Raw genomic sequence first — 17,869 nt, 5'->3', positions numbered from 1 at the left:
TTAAAGCTTGGTTGAACTTGAGATTTTTAGGACTAAGGCCAAGATGTGTCAAATTTGGGTGCACTCCCGGCGCAGCTTGTATGTACACATCAATTAATCCTAATTTGCTAAAGACGTTTCAAAAAACATCTTTACATACAAACTTTAAGCTGTGGTAATACTTACCACTTTGCCACCACGTTTGTTGATTTGCTGCAAGCGGGTCGAAAGTCGATCGTAAGACACGAGATATTCGGTAGTTCTACACCGCACTTGGGGTGAAAACTTAGCCGCCGAACCTTCGATTCAAAAAACTTTTTCCGTTGACACTCTCAGCGCTCTTCGCGACTGAGATTCTTAAGAAATTTCGTTCTTAATATCCCTATTGCTAGGGTTCCTGGGCGCAATCCTCTTACCAAAAAATGGTGGGCTGCTATCCTTGCCTTTGGGCAAGCTCCTCAAGCGTTTAAGGGGCTAAGCCCTTGGTAACGCGAGAGTCCCCGCGTACCTTTAATATATGGTAGGAATTTGCTTCTCAGGTTTGCACCTGTGTATCCATCCCAACAATAGAGTGTAACGGCAAAAGCCCTTTTTACACTGCTAAAAATGTGAAAAATCAAGAAAGATTCACGGCGGTTAAAACCGCCCGTGCCGCTTTCATGGAAGGTCTAAAGACTCGCTCGTTTTCCGCTTGCCGAACTTTTTTTATAAGTTTCGGACTCAGGAACTCCCGCACAAAATCTTTAACTGAAATCTGCCCTTCCAGCAGGAAAGATTTGGCACTGGTAACTCGTTCGCTCGACATTAAATACTCGTTACCGAAAACTTGGCTGTAAGCGACACAAATTACTGCTTTCGCATCGTCTTGCGTCCACCGAGGGCGCAGTTCTACTCGTCTCGCTTTTTCAAATGCTTTTATTCCTAACTTTTCTGCTTTTCATGCTTGAAAAACTAAAAAGTTCTGAAAAAAGTATTTGGAAGACTCCGCTAAGATCGCAGATGCCCGGAATCGTAAACAACAGTTAACACTCAAGCTAACAGCAGCTTACATTTCCGGGCATCACGCAAATCTAGCTTAGAGCGTTGACTGCGTAGTCGAGGTAGGAATTGGCTTCAGTTGCAGCATCGCCACTCAAACCGTGGTTGGCTTTGATGTACTTGAGAGCTTCAACATACCAGCTAGGAGACAATTCAAATGTCCGGTTGATTTCGTCAATACCTGCAATCAGGTACTCATCCATTGGACCTGTGCCGCCTGCAACTAAGCAGTAGGTTACCATCCGCAGGTAGTAGCCGATGTCGCGGGAGCACTTAGCTTTACCGGTTGAGGTAGAAGCGTAGTTTGGCCCTTGCATTTGTTGAGTGTACGGGAACTTGTTGTACACAGCTTGAGCTGCACCGTCGATCAAGCGCGCAGAGTTGGCGCTCAAAGACTTGGCTGCTTCCAAACCTGCTGCTGCTTGGCGGAAACGACCGAAGGCTACTTGCAATTCGGTGCTGCTCAGGAAGCGGCCTTGAGAATCGGCGGCGGTTACTGCTTCAGTCAAAGGGGTTTTCATTGTTCTGCTGTCTCCCTAATGTTGTTTTGTTTGTACCAAAATGATTGCTTGCAAATAATGCGATCGCTCGCTTCTTTACAGGAAGAAATGTTCGGGCTCGCTATTTTTAGCCGACTGCATTAGCTGCGCGGTCGAAGTAGCTGCCGATTTCGGACATCAGCGAGCTGCAATCACCACGGGTAATGCCGTTGGGGTCGTTAGCAAGCGCGATCGCTGCTTCTTTCATTTTTTGTACGCCGGTTGCAACGGATGCACCTGGAGTTCCCAGAGCTTGGTATGTTTCGCGCAGACCGTTCAAGCAACGATCGTCCAAAACGCTGGCGTCGCCTGCAAATGTGGCGTAGGTTACGTAGCGCAAGATGATTTCCATGTCGCGCAAGCAAGCTGCCATGCGGCGGCTGGTGTATGCGTTGCCACCGGGGGCGATCAACTGAGGCTGTTCAGCAAACAAAGAGCGAGCTGCATTAGCGACGATTGTGGATGCGTTACCGGTGATGCGGTTTACTGCGTCAATCCGCTTGTTGGCGTCAGAAACCATGCTGCTGAGAGCATCTAGTTGGCCAGCAGCCAAAAATTCGCCGCGAGCGTCTGCTTGGGAAACCACTTTTGTAAATGCGTCAAACATGAACGAACTCTCCTACTTTGAGTTAATTGAGTTTGGTTGCGGTATAAAACCGTTAAGTTAAATTTGTTCAGGCTGTTGGGCCTGCAAGGGTTGAAGGTTGACGCCAGCTACTGCGCTGGCCGGCTCGATCTCTCCCTTTCCGCTACCTTCACTATTGTGACATTGCAACGGACATTTAAGAAACCTTAGAAAATTTTACATCTTTTATGAGATGCGACAAACCTTGTCAATCAGTGTTTTTGTTAACTTTCGCCTGTCGTTTCAACCCTCTGATAACCTTTATACAATGCTGGTTCCTCTTTGTTTATTACAAATTATTACGAAAACTTATTTCTGTGAGAAGGTAAATCGATGTGGGGCAAGTGGTGGCAAATCTAATCCCTGGGATAGATGCCAGATTGCAGCGGTAAACTGCCGATCGAGAGATTGTCTGTGATATTCGAGGGTTCGATGGGGAGAAAATCCGATGGGATTCGGGGATTAGGGCAGACAGGGAAAGGATTTGACGAGTTTCGATCCCTTGAAATATAGAATTCAAATGCAGCACAACATAAGTCTAGAGTTGGCTTCGATCGCCCTTTTTGTCACTCTGCCATCGCCCTGAATTGTCCCGTGGGCCGATCGCCTCTGTTGGCTTTCCCAGGGCAAAGCCGAATAGTGAAGAAAAGTTAACAAAATTTAAGTTTTGCTAAAACAAGCCCGGGGGAATAGGGAAAAAAGCAAAAATTATGTCCGATGCAGGATGTCGGCAGAATGTGGTGTTGGTAAAATCCAACAGATTGGCAGGGCGATCGGCACAACCTCAGCTTTTGAACGAAATATCACCATTTAAAGACAAAACTCAGCCGCTGGGTCTTGGGTAAAAGCCGGAGAAATTGCTAATTTTTAGTTGTAAGGTGGATAAGTGCTATCAGCGGTAGGTCTACAAACGGTGCGAGAGAGCCGCCAGACGCAGTGAAGTTGACAGCTTCCTGCTCTCTCGGCATCGAACCGGGGCCCAATACGAGTCTCAAGTTCAGCAGTTTTTGATTCAGAACTCAAAACTAAAAACTCTTTTACTGCCATCAGCCACATTCATCGGCTGTAACTTGTTCGGCCGCAGTCCCCTAATTGCCCCATGCTCGATCGTAATTTATGTCTTCAAATTCTCCATCTTCTTGGCACACCGTACCAATTGATAAAACCCTCCAGCAGCTAAGCAGTAACAAAGACGGGGGCTTGAGCAGCCAACAGGTGTCCGAACGCTTGCAGCAATACGGCCCCAATGAACTCGAAGAAACAGGAGGCCGCAGTGCTTGGTCGATTTTTGTCGATCAGTTCACCAACATCATGTTGTTGATGCTGATAGGTGTGGCGGTGGTTTCTGCATTCTTAGATATCAGGTCAAATACTTTTCCGAAAGATGCGATCGCCATTTTTGCGATCGTCATACTCAACGGCATTCTCGGCTATTTCCAAGAGCAAAGTGCCGAAAAAGCCCTCGCAGCCCTCAAAAACCTCTCTTCCCCCCTAGTCCGAGTCCTGCGGGACGGCAAAACTTCGGAAATCGCAGCCAAGGAACTCGTACCCGGAGACGTGATGCTGTTGGAGGCTGGGGTAAAAATAGCAGCAGACGGGCGCTTGATCGAAGCTTCCAACCTGCAAGTCAGAGAATCTGCTTTGACGGGAGAAGCGATCGCAGCTACCAAACAAGCCGATCTCGAACTTCCCGAAGATGCTTCGTTGGGCGATCGACTCAACCTGATTTTTCAGGGGACAGAAGTTGTTCAGGGACGGGCCAAGGCGATCGTCACCAACACCGGAATGCAAACGGAATTGGGCAAAATTGCCGCCATGCTTCAGTCAGTAGAAACCGAACCAACTCCCCTACAACAGCGGATGGGACAGTTGGGAAATGTTCTAGTCTCCGGCGCCCTAGGCTTAGTGGCAATTGTCGTCATCGGTGGGATGATTACCTTCAACAACGGCAGCATTGGGTTCGATACCAGCAGATTTGAAGAATTGTTAGAAGTTTCTCTCAGCATGGCTGTGGCTGTCGTTCCCGAAGGACTTGCGGCCGTCGTCACAGTTACTTTGGCGCTGGGAACTAGGCGGATGGTGAAGCGAAACGCTCTAATTCGCAAACTGCCGGCTGTAGAAACTTTGGGTTCGGTAACAACCATTTGTTCCGACAAAACAGGTACTCTGACTCAAAATAAAATGGTAGTGCAGCTACTATCTACAGGCGACTGCACTATCAGTGTTGCAGGCGACGGCTATGCCCCGATCGGAGATTTTACCGATCGGCATACCTCGACCCAAATTAATAATTTAGAAGAATATCCAGAACTCGAATCTTTATTAATTGCTTGTGCAGTTTGCAACGACGCAGTATTGCAGCACGAACAGCAAGAATGGAAGATTTTGGGCGATCCTACGGAAGGAGCTCTGCTATCTTTAGCGGGAAAAGCAGGCATTTATAGGGAAAAACAGTCTCAATTGCTGCCGCGCACGGCGGAGTTTCCTTTTTCTTCCGAACGCAAGCGGATGAGCGTAATTTGCGAAGTACCCGGACATTCGGGACATTCGGGCTTTCCCGCACCAAACGGACAGCAGCAGAATTATTTGATGCTGACGAAAGGTTCTCCCGAGTTGACTTTGGAGCGCTGTCAAGGAATTATAGTCGGCGATCGAGTACAACCTTTAAACCAGGAAATGCGCGATCGCATCCTCGCCGAAAACAATAACATGGCAAGCGGGGGTTTGCGAGTCCTCGGGTTTGCATACAAAATCTGGGAAAACGTGCCGCCCGAAGGTTCCGAGGAAATCAGCGAACAAGAGATGATTTGGCTGGGACTCGTCAGTATGCTTGACGCGCCGCGCCCGGAAGTACGGGAAGCCGTGGTGAAGTGCCGCGATGCAGGGATTCGGGTGGTGATGATTACAGGAGATCACCAGTTGACGGCACAGGCGATCGCCTACGATTTAGGTATTGCGACAGAGGGCGATCGAGTTCTCACCGGTCAAGAATTAGAAAAGCTCAGTCAAGAACAACTAAAACAACAAGTCGAACACGTCAGCGTTTACGCCCGCGTCTCCCCCGAACACAAATTGCGTATCGTCCAAGCTTTGCAAAGTTTAGGCAAATTTGTCGCCATGACAGGCGACGGAGTTAACGACGCGCCCGCCTTGAAACAAGCCGATATCGGCATTGCAATGGGGATTACCGGCACCGATGTCAGTAAAGAAGCTAGCGATATGGTACTCCTCGACGACAACTTCGCAACAATTGTCGCCGCCGCCGAAGAAGGACGAGTTGTTTATACCAACATTCGCCGCTTTATTAAGTACATTTTGGGCAGCAACATCGGCGAAGTTTTGACAATTGCCGCTGCACCTTTATTGGGTTTGGGAGGAGTACCGCTGACGCCCCTCCAAATTTTGTGGATGAACTTAGTAACAGATGGCGTTCCGGCTTTGGCCTTAGCCGTGGAACCAGCCGAACCAAACGTGATGAGAAAACCTCCTTTCAGTCCGCGCGAAAGTATTTTTGCCCGGGGTTTGGGTTCTTACATGATTCGGATCGGGATTATCTTTGCAATTTTGACGATCGCGATGATGTCCTGGGCTTACGGATATACTCACACTCCCGGACACGGCGATCCAGATGCTTGGAAAACCATGGTATTTACTACTCTGTGTTTAGCGCAAATGGGTCATGCGATCGCAATTCGATCTAACACTCAGCTAACGATCGAGTTAAATCCCTTCACTAATGTTTTTGTGTGGGGAGCTGTGATTGTGACTACTGCTTTGCAATTAATGTTGATTTACGTTCCACCGCTGAGAGCATTTTTCGGAACTCACTATTTAACGCCTTTTGAATTGATGATTTGCTTCGGATTCAGCGCCCTAATGTTTGTCTGGATTGAAATGGAAAAACTGTTCGTGCGCTTATACAAAGCTCGCAAATAGTGTTAACGGCTGACGGATAATGAGCGCTGTTTCATTATTCGTTAGGTCGCTGACACTTGGCAAGATTTTCAACACCATCAAGTCATAGCAAGCACAACGATCCGCAAAAAATGGAATTCCACCGATTTGCCCTTGAATTAGGTAAGGTGCCCAATGCACACCCTACGATGACTGTATTACCAATAACTAATAACGAATAACAACTAACCAATAACAATATTATGTATTTGAAAACACTGCACCTACGGCAGTTTCGCAACTACTTCGATCAAAAGGTAGCCTTTGACGCTCCCAAAACCATATTAGTAGGAAATAACGCCCAAGGAAAATCTAACCTGTTAGAAGCGGTAGAGTTGCTTTCGACATTAAAAAGCCACAGAGTATCGCGCGATCGCGACTTAATCCTCGACTCAAAGCCGATCGCCCAAATAGATGCTACACTCGAACGTCAAACCGGAGCGATCGACTTATCTTTAACACTGCGCTCCGGGGCGCGCCGCAGCCTGAAGCTCAACGGCGAACCGCTGCGCCGCCATTTAGACTTCTTGAGCGTCATCAATGTAGTACAATTTTCCTGTTTGGATTTAGACTTAGTGCGCGGCGGGCCCGAAGGAAGGCGCAACTGGATCGATCGGCTAGTCATCCAACTAGAGCCGATTTACGCTCACATTTTGCACCAGTACAACCAAATTTTGCGCCAGCGAAACGCTCTGTTAAAACGTTCTAGAGAAACCAGAAAAACAGAATTTTCCCAAAGTTTGGACAAAATGCGATTTATCGGATCTGAAACTCCCGAAGACCAAAATATCGCAGAATCCCCAATGCCCAATGCCCCATTCCCAATGCCCAATGCCCAATCCCCCATTCCCAGTTCAGAATTAGCCTTGTGGGACGCACAGTTGGCGACAGCCGGGGCTCGGGTAATCCGCAGGCGCGATCGTATTTTGGAACGTTTGATGCCTTTAGCGCGCAATTGGCACGGTTCAATTAGCGGTTCCACAGAAGTTTTAGATGTCAAATACGATGCTAATATTGAAGTCAGCTCGGAATTAATCGGTAAAGACAATCTCGAAGGAGTGCGGCAAGCATTTTTAGAGAAAATTCAAAAAAGGGCGATCGCAGAACAATTTCAAGGAACCACCTTAGTCGGCCCGCACCGCGACGACATTACATTTACAATTAACAATACTCCAGCGCGCCAGTACGCATCCCAAGGTCAGCAGCGAACTCTCGTACTAGCATTAAAATTAGCCGAATTGCAGCTTATTGAAGAAGTCGTGGGCGAAGCACCTTTACTATTGCTCGACGACGTACTTGCAGAACTCGATCTGAGCCGCCAAAATCAACTTTTAGAAACAATTCAAGAACGATTTCAAACTCTGATTACTACCACTCACCTAGGCGCTTTTGACAGTCAGTGGCTGCGCCAGACTCAAATTCTATCCGTCGTTTCCGGACAAATCAATCAATTTTAGATTTGAGAGTTGAGATTGATAAATCATATTATGTCTGCTCACTTATCCCTAATAAAAATAGTTTGTAGTGAGGACTTTAGTCCTAGTAGTGGATGCGGACTAAAGCCCGAACGATCAAACCAATTTGATTGTGGTCGTTCGAGCGGATATGATATCAATCTATGTGAGATTGACAAATTTTACTTTTCATGGTATCCATGCAAAAATCTTGAAAAGTTGACATAATTAGGTCAATTCGAGATAGGATAAAGGTTAATTTTGATTGCCGCTTTCGCCTCCATTTTTCTAAGCCTTATGAAGCATTACATTTCCCGTCTGTTAGCTCTGGTATTAGTTGTTGTCATCGGCGTAGCAGGCTGTACCAATGTTCCTGCCACTCTGAGCGGAGACTACAGCAAAGATACATTAGCATTAGTCACCAGCTTGAGAACAGCGCTTACTTTGCCAGAAGGCACGCCGGAAAAAGCAGCCGCTCAAGCCACTGCTCGCACAAGTATCAATGATTTTTTCGCAGCATACCGCCGCGATCCCGCTCTTACAAAGCTGGCATCTTTCACCACAATGCGGACGGCATTAAACTCTTTGGCTGGACATTACAGTTCCTATCCAAACCGTCCCGTTCCTGAAAAGTTGAAAAAACGTCTTGAGTCGGAATTTCAGCAAGTAGAATCTGCTCTCAATAGAGGAGCTTAATCTCAAACATTAGGGATAAAAGATAATTTGAATAATTCATCTTTTATCCTTAATATTTGATAATCAACAATTTTTAGTAGAAATATCAACTGCTTTTAGCGCCGGCTGTACCCAGGCGCTTTTTTTGCAGGATTTTGCTGTAGGGTTAGCCGCCATTGACATTTGCATTGTGCGATCGACTTGTGCCATAACTAGGTCAGTCCATTTTAGATTTGAGATTGACTGACTCCACAGATTAGTCTGGGAAATTTAACTTTGATCTAAGATTAGGGTTCTCCACAACTCGATTGGGGGGCTTGCACCTGTTGTTGGACGGGGTAAACCTAAAAAAAAGTAGAAAATTTGTAGCTGTGCGTCTGCGCGATCGCCAAAAATGCGATCGCCACCCAATTTCAACTAAAAAACCAGATTCAATTATCCCATGAAAATTGCACCAACTCGCATCGCCAACTTTCAATCCCAGCGACGCTGTTTAAGTGCGGTAACTGCTGTTTTAACCAGTAGCTTCATCAGCCAGCTTGTTTTGCCATTTATCGAAAATCAACCAGCTTTTGCCGAAACATCAGCCTATTGTCAATTATCCAAAGAGCAAGTCAATCAAAAAGAAGACTTGCGCCGCGCCGCCCTGTCAGGAAAACCGGAATCCCAGCAAGCATATTTTGCCGTCTTGAGCAAACACGCACGGGAAATCGCAGAATGCCGCCAAAAAACTTGGCCCGAAACCCAAGCAGTTTGGTTGCGTTTATATCCCTGCGATGTCAGGCCCGGAGAGATCGATCGCGTATTAGACAAAGTTGTCAACAAAGGCTACAATCAAGTCTACGTCGAAGTGTTTTACGACGGTCAAGTGCTCCTCCCAGCCGCAGATAATCCAACTGCTTGGCCTTCGGTTTTGCGAAATCGCGGCTACGAAAAGTATGATTTGTTGGAAAAGGCGATCGCCAAAGGCAAACAGCGAGGATTAAAAGTATACGCCTGGTTATTTACCATGAACTTTGGCTATACCTATGCTCAGCGTTCCGACAGACAGCAAACCCTCGCCCTCAACGGCAAAAATCAGACAAGTTTAACAGTAATTCAAGACGCAGGTTTAGACGACCAAACCGGAGAAAATCATGCCACCCACGCCTTTGTCGATCCCTACAATCCGCAAGCAAAGCAAGACTATAGTTTGTTAGTAAATCAAATAGTCAAGCGCAGGCCACAAGGAATGTTATTCGACTACATTCGTTATGTGCGGGGCGTCGGGCCTGCCTCAGTTGCTACCAAAGTTCAAGACTTGTGGATTTACGGTTCAGCATCGCAGCAAATGCTTTTGCAGCGGGCTAACAATCAGCAAGGACGAGATTTAATTCAGCGATATTTGACTAAAGGATTTATCAATACTAATGACGTTCAAGCCGTAGTCAAACAGTATCCAACCGAGCAAGAACCTCTTTGGCAGGGGCGAATTCCGCGAGCCATTCCAGTAGCAACTCCAGCTTCTAGAAGGGGAAATGCCACATCAAAAGCAGCTTCAATAACTCCCGCTACCAAATCGCAAAACCCTGCAACTCCCACACCAAAACCGACACCAACACGGCCGCTTCCCGATACCGGCATTCTGCAAAAAGACCTCTGGCAACTGAGCGTTGCTCACGCAGTCCAAGGAATTTTAGATTTTTTTGGGATGGCGACTCAACCAGCTCAAAGAATGGGGATTCCTGTAGGAGCGGTGTTTTTTCCTAATGGAAATGAAAAGATAAATCAAGGGGGATTTGATTCGAGATTGCAGCCTTGGGACAGGTTTCCGGCTGGGGTGGAATTCCACGCGATGTCTTACGGCAATTGTGGGAATGTAAGCTGCATTGTGCCGCAGGTGCAGCGGACGTTGAGTTTAGCGCCTCCGGGAGCAAAAATCATTCCTGCTATTGCCGGAGATTGGGGAAAATCTCTAAAAAATCGTCCGTCTTTGGAGATTCAAATGCGGGCAATTCGTGCTGCAACGCCCCAAATTAATGCGGTGAGCCATTTTTCTTTTGGCTGGCAAGAACCGGAGGATGAAAGGGCACGGCAAACTTGCAGACTGTAGTGTAATTATTTGTAGAGACGCAATTCGTAGCGTCTCTATAAAGTAGCCTTTGGAAAGGAAGCTAACTGTTGGACAAACTCTTGATGTGCGTCACTGTTTAATCCGGCTTGAAGAGTTGCCATCGCACTTGGCATATCCCCGTCCAAGAGTGCTGAAACTGCCAGCCACAACCCCGGAAAAACGTGGCTGCGGATAATTCCTGCTGCATCTGGGAGCAGAGAAATATATTCTTCTTCCTGCAATGAAAACCAATCAATCCGGCGATTCATTACTTGCCAAACCAGATATTCTTTGACTCCATTGCGGCGGTAAACTCGCTTTTTGTCGCGCAGATCGATCGTAGCGGTACTTGCAGAAATTTCGGCAACAAATTCGGGTGCGCCTTCGATATATCCGTCATCGCTAAGGCAAGTTTGGCCGCCGCGTTGAGCATCAATTAGCAGTACAGCATCGGGTTGGGGTTCGTTATCTACATCGAGGCGCACAGTGGGATTATCGCCCAGACGCACGCCTGGAGTAGCAATTTTGTAAGTCCACAGCCAGCCCATTAAATCGGCATGGGGTTCGGCGTGGGGTTCAAAGCGTAAGGGTGAAGCCATATAAACAATTCCTTCAATCAATTCTGCTTTTTTGAGTGCTGGCATGGCTGTGTAGCGCCGCTCGAATTCGGCACGGGTAAGCAAATCGCCATTTTCCAAAGGGGGGATCGTAATGCGGCTGAGATTTGCCGGAGCAATCATGGCTTTTCTCCTATTATGATGTGTCGGTATCTTAGATTTTAACTAATTTTAGGTAAAGCTGTAAGCGATAATTAGAGCGTCGATCGCAAATAGTACAGTCAATGAATACCAGATTTACTAAGAAATTGTGGTTTAAAATCGCTATAATTATCAGTTTTATCTCTGTAATTTTGCTATTTCCCGATCGCCTAAAAACTGCGAATTCAAATTCGTTAGCCCAAATCCCCCCTTTTGGCAATCCCCCGCCCAACCTCCTCAAACCGCCCAAACCCCAAATACTTCCTTCTCCCGCCGCAACTCCGTCTCCGAAACCTGTCGTAGAACCTTTAGTATTCGCACCACCGGCGCAATTTCGCGGACAAATTGTTTACCAAGCAAGTATCAGCGACTCAAAAGTTATTGCCCTGACTTTTGATGATGGCCCAACTGCGGAAACTTTGAAAATATTAAAAATATTGCAGAAACATAACGCGGTAGCTACGTTTTTCTGCTTGGGTGCAAATTTGCGAGAGTATCCCGAAATTGCCAAACAAGTAGTAAAGGCCGGAAATGCGATCGGCAATCATACTTGGCATCACTTTTATCACAATGTCACGGAAAAAATAGCATCGGATGAAATTGATAATACAGGAGTGCACATTTATCGATCGACTGGGGCGAAAAGTTTGTTGTTTCGTCCTCCCGGTGGGCGCTTAAATAACGGTTTTGCGGATTACGCCAAAAAGAAAAATTATGTGGTGGTGATGTGGTCGATCGATCCTAAGGACTTTTCGCAACCTCCGGCGGCTGCTATAGCCCGTACTGTGCTGTCTCAAGCGACATCAGGGGCGATCGTATTGTTGCATGACGGTGGTGGCGATCGCCAGCAAACAGTCGAGGCCGTATCTGCAATTATTCCCAAACTCAAACAGCAGGGATACCGTTTTGTCACCGTACCGCAATTACTGGAAATGCAAGCAGCCCAAAAACAGGAAAAGGGCGATCGCAAATCCCAATAAACACACCTTGTATCTCATCTGCGTACCCTTCGGGAAGGCTTCGCCTACATCCGCGTTAATCTGCCTTTATCTGCGGTTCAAAATCCCGATCGTGCTAAACTTATGAATAACCATAAAAACTTTTATCAATCATCATGCAAAAACTACAAGCAAGAGATATCAACCTCCGCTATTTAATCGACAACTTCGGTTTACAGCGAGTGCGGAATCAAGAGTTTTTCCGAGAATGGCAAGAAAACTTGCCCGAAGTAACAGACTCGGAGAAACAATTGCTCGATCGCGTTCAAGACATATACTTTAACTTAGTAGACACCCCGCCTGTGTTGGAGAATGCAGTCAAGCTAACAATCATCAGCCCGATTTTGTTTATTGCCGGTCTCTTTGAGTCTCCTTTTCAAGTCAAAGCCGAAAAGTCGATCGCCATTCAAGAAGAAGACGAAGGCAGAATCATCGAAGGTAGAATAGATATCTTAATTATGAAAGCAAACCTATGGGTGACAGTAATTGAATCCAAACAACTTGCTTTCTCAACAGACGAAGCACTTTCCCAACTCCTGACATATATGCTGGCAGATCCGAATCCAGAAACTCCTACTTTTGGGATGATTTCCACAGGTGCTAACTTCTCTTTTGTCAAGTTAGTCAGAGGCGAAACTTTGCAGTATGCCCGATCGCCTGAATTTGTTGTTTCCAATCCCGGCAATGAATTGTACCGCGTTTTGCAGATTTTAAAACGCCTGAGTCAACTTCCAGACTAGCTAAAAAAGCCATTTTGAGCTATCTTTCAAAACAGACAATCATCTAATATCTCAAATTTCAAACTGGTGCGAGCATGGTAAATTACTGGATAGTCGGCGCTGTAGCAATAGCTTCTGTATTTTGGGCAGAAATCATCCGAGACTTTTATCACGTTGCGTCTCATTATGTGCCGCCACTGCAAAAGCTGCACAATTGGCATCACCGGGTTTTTCGCCCGAATTTGACGCCCGTTAGCGAGACAATTTACAAGCAAGCGCACTGGCGTCACGATGTGCCCGAAGCTGCGGCGATGTTGGTTTTGGGCTTGTTGCTGTGGGTTTTAGCTTATTTTGCGTTGCCGCAATATCACTGGGGCGCAGCAGCGGGTTGTATTTATACTTTAAGCTTTTTGTTGAGTGCGATCGCCCGCGCGATCGGAATCAAAGGCGCAGACGAGTTAACCGACATCACCCACCAACCGGGAAACTTCCAAACTATCCCCGGTAAATGGTTTGTGAATAAACCTTACCACTGGAAGCATCATTTCGACAATCAAAATGCTTACTATTGCGGTACTTTCACCTTAATAGATAAACTTATGGGTACAGCACTTTCTCTCAAAGGCAAAACTGTCGCCGTCACCGGCGCATCAGGAACATTGGGGCGTTTGCTTCTGAAACACCTGCACAAAGCTGGTGCAAAAGTTATCGCCCTCTCCTCTGGAAATGAGGAAATTACTGTGAATGTAGACGGCGAGATTTTGCCTGTAAAAACCGTAACTTGGCAGGCTGGCGAAGAGGCTGATTTAGCTAAATTGTTAGAAAAAATTGATATTCTCGTCATCAATCACGGGATTAATTTACAGAAAGAAAGAACCGGAGAGGCGATCGCAAACTCATACGAAATTAACACTTTTTCCGCGTGGCGGCTGATGGAACTGTTTTTCTTAACAGTCCGTACTAATGAAAATATAGCTTGCAAAGAAGTTTGGATCAACACTTCCGAAGCAGAAGTGATTCCCGCTGTCAGTCCCCTGTACGAACTCAGCAAGCGTGCCCTGGGAGATTTAGTCACTCTGCGACGGCTGGATGCGCCCTGTATCGTCCGCAAACTGATTTTAGGGCCGTTCAAAAGCAACTTAAACCCGATCGGCATTATGTCTCCTGACTGGGTAGCGCAGCAAATTGTCAAACAAGCTAAAGCTGATGTCCGCAATATCATCGTCACAATCAATCCTTTGACTTTGATCGTTTTCCCAGTTAAAGAATTCTTTGTTTCTTCGTATTTCCAACTCTTCAGCCGCAAGACAGTTGCAGAGATTAAAGCAGCGGCGACAGCGGAAAAATCCAGCGTTGAAGCTAAGATTAATTGACAAAGAAGAAGACCGGGCGGTTGGAAACCGCGGCTACACAGACACTCACGCGCCTCCGCGGGTTGAAGACAGGCCGTTAAATTTACGTTATTATCTTCAGTCCGCGGAGGCGGACATCGTTTGTATAGACGCGGTTTCAACCGCCGAGTTTCAACCGCCGAGTTTCAACCGCCTACTCCGATCTAATTACTAACCTCAGCCATTTCAATCACGCGCCCATCATAATCCTTAACCAAAAAATTAAGCGGCTTTTCCCGGCGAATTTTATAACTAATCCCGCGAGTTTGTACTCTCATTAATAGCTGATCCAAACAATCGCGATCGAAACAAACATGACGTTCGCGATTTTTTTCGCCTGCGCCAGCCCCGCTAATAATGTGCAGTTGCGTATTTTTCATCAACTGATACCACAAACCCTCGGGACTCCCCATCGTTTGAGAGCTCGTTCCCCTCCCGACATTGGGCGACAAATACAGGGGGTCGATACCCGTTGTCCCCAAGGTTTGTTCGTAATTGTAGTAGTAATGCAGCGGCACTTCTGCTACAGGAAGGCTTAGCATACCTTCATAGAACTCCCTCGCCTGTGCGAGATCCGATACCATCACCGTGTGTACCTTGGGAGCACTGGTGAGAAACATCCACATCGCCCCCGCATAGGCGGCCAGCAGCATCACCATAATCCCTTGAGTCGAAAACAAGCCGTCTAGGGGTAAGTCCGGCAAAAAAGAGCTCAGGTACAAGGGCCGAAGTCCAAAAGCAATAAAACTAACTGCTAGAGTCATGAATTATAAGAAAGGGTAAACAACGAAATTTATCAAGATTGCGGTCGCGATCGCCCGCGAGACTTAAACTATTAGCTTAGGCATCTAATATAGCAAAAACTAGCGATTAGGCCCTACCCGATGAAAGTCTTTGTCTACGGCACTCTCAAACCGGGGGAGTGCAACTATCTGCGCTACTGCGAGGGAAAGGTTGTGGATGCTTTGCCCGCGATCGCACGTCAATGCCAACTTTTTGCACTGCCGATCGGCTATCCTGCAATGGTGGTCGGAGAGGGCACTGTCTATGGTTTTCTGCTTTGTTTCGCAAATTCCGCTATTTTGGACGATTTAGACAGACTGGAAGACTATCATCCGCTGCGGGAATCGACGGAAAACGAATATCAGCGGCAGGAAATCGAAATTTGCGATCGACACCTCAAACCCTTAGGCACAGCTTGGACATACTGCATGGTACCCGATCGCGTTCGTACCCTAGGAGGCATCTGGCTGCCCGATGGGACGTGGGAAAATCGGTTTTTGACAAAATAAGATCGGACGGCGGTTTTCTTCAACTTCAACCCGCTTGCAGTGGGTTTTGTTTGTATCGACGCGGTTTCAACCGCCGGGTTTTCTTCAACTTCAACCCGCTTGGAATGGGTTTTGTTTGTATCGACGCGGTTTCAACCGCCCAGTTTTCCGATCGCGAATTGCGATCGAACCTGTAACCATAATCCCGAACACATCGCTCGATCGCTTCTAACGACCAGCTTGAGTGCTATGTTGAGGTAGTACAGGCTGGAAATATTTAACGATCGACAGATAATTGCGGCGCTCAGAATTGTATGTATATAGCCTTTCTCAGAAAGATGAGGTATGCCAAGATATGCTGGAACTCCTACAGTGTAAAGCTTTTCATTTCAAGACACGATCGTCCTTATCAAAACAGTATTGATTTATTGGTCAATACCAATGAGGATTACCAAGCTCGAATGCTGCGCGGGGGTTCGTGGTTCCTCAGTCCGTGGCTCTGCCGCTCTGCTTTTCGCTACTACGATGCGCCGGACATCGACTTTAACGTCCTCGGTTTTCGGGTTGTGTATATAGCTGCGTGGACTTAAATAAAAATGTACCGCTAATTCGTAGTAGGATGTTGATGTAAATCATGGCAAAGAGAGGGCGAGTTTATGAGATTGTTTGTGGGTTTGATGGATGTCTGCGAACCCATCTCTGCAATTTAGTAATTGCGAATTTAATCAAATTTGTACCGACGTATATTTATAAGACAATGTTTATTAACAGATAGACCAATACGCTTGATTTAAGACTATTTTGGACATAAAAAGCTGTGAAAAATAAATACTGCGACTGCTTCGTCCCTCGGACTAAAAATGTCAACTCAACTGTATCGAGCTAGAATTATTCAAACAATGCTGAAGCAGTCTCCCCATTTGCATTAGCAGTCATGACAAAAAACTTTTTTCATGGTAAATTTAGGACTTAGGAATAGACCAAAGAAACCGCGTTTTTTCCTTAATATGCAGGTTAAAAGGCATCTTTTCGTAAAAAACCCGGTTTGTGGTCACCCGTGCGTACAGTCATGTTAGCGAAGGGTAAATCCCAGCTCGTTCCAGGTAAACGGACTTGTTTCTGCCAATTCTCCTTGCAGTTTTGCTTCCAAGTCAAAGGGCTTCCCACAATCCCAAATTTTGATTTCTAGGCGTTCTGGAAATACTGTTATTTCCAACTCGATTGGAGTTGCTAATGGCAGGTCTTTATGAGCATGGCGAACAGCATTTGTAAATCCTTCGATTGTTGCAAGTTTCCATTGGTGAAAAACTGCTTCTGGAATCTGTAGATGCTCTAATTGATCGACCCAAGATAAAACTTTAGCAACCGCCTTGATATCAGAATTACTTGTAAGGCTGATTTTTTGAAGTGGCTGGTTTGAACTGACCTCGGATTCGGTATCTCGTTGTTTTTGAAACCATTTATTTAAAACATCGATCGGTCGCTTAACACCACTAGCTTGAGTGCTGTCTTGGGGCTGATAATGTTTCATCAGGAACAAACAGTTTCGACTGTCATAAGTACGGGTATAGCTTAGCTGATCGGCTATTTTGCCAAGGACTTTTATGCCTATCCCACCCGACGGAATGTCATCCATGTTATCTCTCATTTGGTTGCTATCCTTTGTCATTATTTAATGGGTAATTTTTTAGTTAAAAAAGGAGTGGCTTTCTTTGACTGGAGTGCGAACATCTCGATCCCTGGAAATATAGAGCCAATTTGGCATATACAGGCTTAGCTGTGGGGGACGATCGCACTCAAGCACAAAAAACGAACGGTTTTTACGAAATAGGGATGCTCCCGTTGTAGTCCTTATCATTGTCTCTTGGTTGCTCGCGTCTTGACAAACTCAGTTGGCGATCGCTAAACCGATCGAAAACTGACATTGACAAATAAATAAGTAAATTATACAGTGACGGCCCTCAAAGCCTCGACGACCCTCAAAGCCTCTGAGGAGGGACGAGAAAGGATTAAGCAAGCTAGAAGTGAGAGGGGATGCACTATAGAAGAGCCCTGATGGCTGGTAGAAGCGAGTCAAGAGTTAGAGCGCGATCGCCCTTGGACAGAGGTCGGGCCCTATGCCGATCGCCTCTGGCTCCCTACTTAGGGGCGTTGGCGATCGAGTTTAATTGCGATCGATCGCCCTCCCGTTCACCTTTACACTTGAGACCCAGTAGAAATGATATAATAGCCAAAAGTTTTTATAACAGTTCGCTATCCGCTAAACACTGGACAAAGGTGGACGAGATAGCCAGTCTAAGTCTTTAACTAGGCTACGTTAGTAAGGTCACGACACCTACGAGTGCTTTCCAGCTTGTAGCTATGTCGCCGGAGATT

The 17,869-nt window shown here is 46.4% G+C and carries 18 protein-coding genes; 10 read left to right on the top strand and 8 right to left on the bottom strand.

The window, feature by feature from the left end; all coding sequences use genetic code 11:
- Positions 1-144: 144 nt before the first annotated feature.
- From JGK22_RS19690 to JGK22_RS19670, 5 genes are all read right to left on the bottom strand, one after another.
- A complete protein-coding gene (locus JGK22_RS19690) occupies positions 145-252 on the bottom strand; it encodes a phycobilisome linker polypeptide (RefSeq protein WP_293184146.1) in 108 nt (35 codons plus the stop codon).
- A 343-nt stretch (positions 253-595) separates the two neighbouring features.
- Positions 596-826 carry a phycobilisome rod-core linker polypeptide gene (locus tag JGK22_RS19685; RefSeq protein ID WP_293184180.1) on the bottom strand — a complete coding sequence of 77 codons (231 nt, stop codon included), beginning with the start codon at positions 824-826 and terminating at the stop codon, positions 596-598.
- Between the two features lie 223 nt (positions 827-1,049).
- Positions 1,050-1,538, bottom strand: coding sequence for a phycocyanin subunit alpha (gene cpcA / locus JGK22_RS19680; protein ID WP_293184148.1), 489 nt, complete (start codon positions 1,536-1,538; stop codon positions 1,050-1,052).
- 106 nt (positions 1,539-1,644) lie between these two features.
- Positions 1,645-2,163 carry a phycocyanin subunit beta gene (locus JGK22_RS19675; RefSeq protein WP_293184150.1) on the bottom strand — a complete coding sequence of 173 codons (519 nt, stop codon included), beginning with the start codon at positions 2,161-2,163 and terminating at the stop codon, positions 1,645-1,647.
- A 534-nt stretch (positions 2,164-2,697) separates the two neighbouring features.
- Entirely contained in the window at positions 2,698-2,838 is a 141-nt protein-coding gene (locus JGK22_RS19670) for a hypothetical protein (RefSeq protein WP_293184152.1), read from the bottom strand.
- Positions 2,839-2,891: 53 nt separating this feature from the next.
- Between JGK22_RS19670 and JGK22_RS19665 the strand changes: the two genes are divergently transcribed.
- The 5 genes from JGK22_RS19665 (at position 2,892) to JGK22_RS19645 (ending at position 10,356) form a co-directional block, all read left to right on the top strand.
- Positions 2,892-3,026, top strand: coding sequence for a hypothetical protein (locus JGK22_RS19665; protein ID WP_293184154.1), 135 nt, complete (start codon positions 2,892-2,894; stop codon positions 3,024-3,026).
- Between the two features lie 271 nt (positions 3,027-3,297).
- Positions 3,298-6,117: a cation-transporting P-type ATPase gene (locus tag JGK22_RS19660; protein WP_293184156.1), complete on the top strand. Its 2,820-nt coding sequence runs from the start codon at positions 3,298-3,300 to the stop codon at positions 6,115-6,117.
- Positions 6,118-6,338: 221 nt separating this feature from the next.
- Complete coding sequence (locus JGK22_RS19655) at positions 6,339-7,592, top strand: DNA replication/repair protein RecF (protein ID WP_293184158.1); 1,254 nt, start codon at positions 6,339-6,341, stop codon at positions 7,590-7,592.
- Between the two features lie 294 nt (positions 7,593-7,886).
- Complete coding sequence (gene psb27, locus JGK22_RS19650) at positions 7,887-8,285, top strand: photosystem II protein Psb27 (protein WP_293184160.1); 399 nt, start codon at positions 7,887-7,889, stop codon at positions 8,283-8,285.
- A gap of 421 nt (positions 8,286-8,706) precedes the next feature.
- On the top strand, positions 8,707-10,356 hold the full coding sequence (locus JGK22_RS19645) for a family 10 glycosylhydrolase (protein ID WP_293313450.1): 1,650 nt from the start codon (positions 8,707-8,709) through the stop codon (positions 10,354-10,356).
- A gap of 35 nt (positions 10,357-10,391) precedes the next feature.
- Here the strand turns inward: JGK22_RS19645 and JGK22_RS19640 are convergent, their stop codons facing one another.
- Complete coding sequence (locus tag JGK22_RS19640) at positions 10,392-11,096, bottom strand: Uma2 family endonuclease (protein ID WP_293313448.1); 705 nt, start codon at positions 11,094-11,096, stop codon at positions 10,392-10,394.
- Between the two features lie 101 nt (positions 11,097-11,197).
- Between JGK22_RS19640 and JGK22_RS19635 the strand changes: the two genes are divergently transcribed.
- From JGK22_RS19635 to JGK22_RS19625, 3 genes are all read left to right on the top strand, one after another.
- Entirely contained in the window at positions 11,198-12,094 is an 897-nt protein-coding gene (locus JGK22_RS19635; RefSeq protein ID WP_293184166.1) for a polysaccharide deacetylase family protein, read from the top strand.
- 134 nt (positions 12,095-12,228) lie between these two features.
- Complete coding sequence (locus JGK22_RS19630) at positions 12,229-12,852, top strand: restriction endonuclease subunit R (protein WP_293184168.1); 624 nt, start codon at positions 12,229-12,231, stop codon at positions 12,850-12,852.
- Between the two features lie 74 nt (positions 12,853-12,926).
- The gene (locus tag JGK22_RS19625) at positions 12,927-14,204 is read left to right on the top strand and encodes a bifunctional sterol desaturase/short chain dehydrogenase (protein WP_293313446.1); all 1,278 of its coding nucleotides are present in this window, start codon (positions 12,927-12,929) and stop codon (positions 14,202-14,204) included.
- A 182-nt stretch (positions 14,205-14,386) separates the two neighbouring features.
- Here the strand turns inward: JGK22_RS19625 and JGK22_RS19620 are convergent, their stop codons facing one another.
- On the bottom strand, positions 14,387-14,986 hold the full coding sequence (locus JGK22_RS19620; RefSeq protein ID WP_293144617.1) for a glyoxalase-like domain protein: 600 nt from the start codon (positions 14,984-14,986) through the stop codon (positions 14,387-14,389).
- Between the two features lie 120 nt (positions 14,987-15,106).
- Between JGK22_RS19620 and JGK22_RS19615 the strand changes: the two genes are divergently transcribed.
- Entirely contained in the window at positions 15,107-15,514 is a 408-nt protein-coding gene (locus tag JGK22_RS19615) for a gamma-glutamylcyclotransferase (protein ID WP_293277328.1), read from the top strand.
- Positions 15,515-15,807: 293 nt separating this feature from the next.
- Positions 15,808-16,083 carry an SUMF1/EgtB/PvdO family nonheme iron enzyme gene (locus JGK22_RS19610; RefSeq protein ID WP_293187195.1) on the top strand — a complete coding sequence of 92 codons (276 nt, stop codon included), beginning with the start codon at positions 15,808-15,810 and terminating at the stop codon, positions 16,081-16,083.
- A gap of 482 nt (positions 16,084-16,565) precedes the next feature.
- Here the strand turns inward: JGK22_RS19610 and JGK22_RS19605 are convergent, their stop codons facing one another.
- A complete protein-coding gene (locus JGK22_RS19605; RefSeq protein WP_293189833.1) occupies positions 16,566-17,129 on the bottom strand; it encodes an ATP-binding protein in 564 nt (187 codons plus the stop codon).
- Between the last annotated feature and the right edge of the window lie 740 nt (positions 17,130-17,869).

Origin of the sequence: Microcoleus sp. PH2017_08_TRC_O_A (genome assembly GCF_020738665.1) — a bacterium.
GTDB lineage: Bacteria > Cyanobacteriota > Cyanobacteriia > Cyanobacteriales > Microcoleaceae > Microcoleus.
The sequence above is the reverse complement of the archived record's forward strand: the minus strand, read 5'-3'. Positions and strand labels throughout refer to the sequence as shown.